Source organism: Robertmurraya beringensis (assembly GCF_042433785.1).
In the GTDB taxonomy this organism is placed as follows: Bacteria; Bacillota; Bacilli; order Bacillales; family Cytobacillaceae; genus Robertmurraya_A; species Robertmurraya_A beringensis.
Window position 1 is genome coordinate 1 of sequence record NZ_JBHLUU010000059.1, and the last position, 1,556, is coordinate 1,556.

Here is a 1,556-nt window from a genome sequence, read left to right on the forward strand (position 1 = left end):
TAGTGGATTTGGACGGGTTACCACCTGACTTATCCATTATAAAGGACTTTTTCTTTGCACAAAATAATAAAATTGAACATTTCAAATGTTTTTAATAGTTAATTTAAATTAATGCAACACTAGTGATTTTTAGTAGATTATCACTTAAGCAATCCTGTTATCAGTATGAGCAGCCCCGATGCGATTTCAACAGTTTATTGGAATTTATTTTCTGAACAAGACCAAATGTGGGCTGAAGCAAGTGTAAAGGACTTAATGAAAAAGATGAGAAGTGCTTATGATGATCCGGAACTTTGTAAACAAAAAGGACTTCAAGGAAGAGCAGATATGCTGCAATTTTCATGGGATCATGCGGGTTTTGCACTAATGCGCGCAATTGAGAAAACAATCCAGTAAAGAATATTAAACATATGTTTTTAAAACCACAGAGAAAATATCTGTGGTTTTTTTATATTTGTTTTGTGTTGGAAACTACTCAGCCTATTTTTAGTAGAACGATTGTTTTGAAGGTTGCAAATAAAAAAGATCTACATAACTTATCTTATTAAGAAAGTGTTGTGGAGGAAAAATGAGTATAATTCAAACCATTCAAAAGATATTTGTACAGGATAATGAAAAGTTCCTGAAAGGATTATACAGAGAACTTTTTAACCGTGAAATATACAGTAGTGGATTTTCGACATATATGAGCTTTCTTCAAAATGGTGATTCAAAAATTAATATATTTAACTACCTCGTCAAAAGTGAAGAGTTCGCTCAACGTATAACGCAAGGGAAAATTATACACATACTTCAGACAATAATGTATAAGGAAGACTATGAGTTTATTAGCCTTCTTTATTATGTTGTACTCGGAAAAGTACCACTTCTTAATCAAATTCAAGAAGATAAAGAGAAACTGAACTCAAATATATCTAAAGCAGAGTTCATCAAAAATATTTTGTTAAGTGAAGAATTTCTTTATCAAATAATACAGCCATTTCCTTCAGCTCAGTGAGTTAAAAGTAATTGATTATGTTTTAGCTTTTAGCGAACAAAATGCACTGTCTGTTATTGTTACGTTAAAGCCCGATATCTATGTGAAAGGTGAAGATTATAATCTTCAGGAGACACCAGAGGGAATAGAAGTTTTAAAATATGGTGGGAAAATTGTGCGGTCTCCATTTATACCAGGATTTTCTACAACATCAATTATTAAAAAGATAAACCAAGGATGTATTAGTAATAAAAACTAAAGAAGAATTTCTTGAAAAGATCTATTTACTTAAAAGAATAGGTCTTTTTATTATTTCTATTTTACAACCAACTTTTCTCTTCCCGTATAGGCAAGTAGTCTAACCCGCTTTTTTATTGAACACATATGATATGTATTATGTCATCTATTGGTGGACTCAATGTGATTCTGTCCTTCTACCTCTATCACTAAAATCGGATTAACCCCCGAATTTTGGACAATAACTCTCTTATTCTTTCATTTCCTCAGTTTTTTATTTTATAGATTTCTTTCATTATTCTTCAAAAAGGCCATGTTGCTTGACATGGAGCCTCTGCGGGCA

The 1,556-nt window shown here is 31.6% G+C and carries 2 protein-coding genes; both read left to right on the forward strand.

Annotated elements, in window-relative coordinates; genetic code table 11:
• Positions 1-165 precede the first annotated feature (165 nt).
• Positions 166-396 carry a hypothetical protein gene (locus ACFFHF_RS11880; RefSeq protein WP_377058227.1) on the forward strand — a complete coding sequence of 77 codons (231 nt, stop codon included), beginning with the start codon at positions 166-168 and terminating at the stop codon, positions 394-396.
• A 172-nt stretch (positions 397-568) separates the two neighbouring features.
• The gene (locus tag ACFFHF_RS11885; RefSeq protein WP_377058228.1) at positions 569-997 is read left to right on the forward strand and encodes a DUF4214 domain-containing protein; all 429 of its coding nucleotides are present in this window, start codon (positions 569-571) and stop codon (positions 995-997) included.
• The last annotated feature ends 559 nt before the right edge of the window (positions 998-1,556 follow it).

Bases quoted from the DNA above. Each gene is read 5' to 3' on its own strand.
- ACFFHF_RS11885 (WP_377058228.1), top strand. From the start codon at position 569: ATGAGTATAATTCAAACCATTCAAAAGATATTTGTACAGGATAATGAA.
- ACFFHF_RS11880 (WP_377058227.1), top strand. From the start codon at position 166: ATGAGCAGCCCCGATGCGATTTCAACAGTTTATTGGAATTTATTTTCT.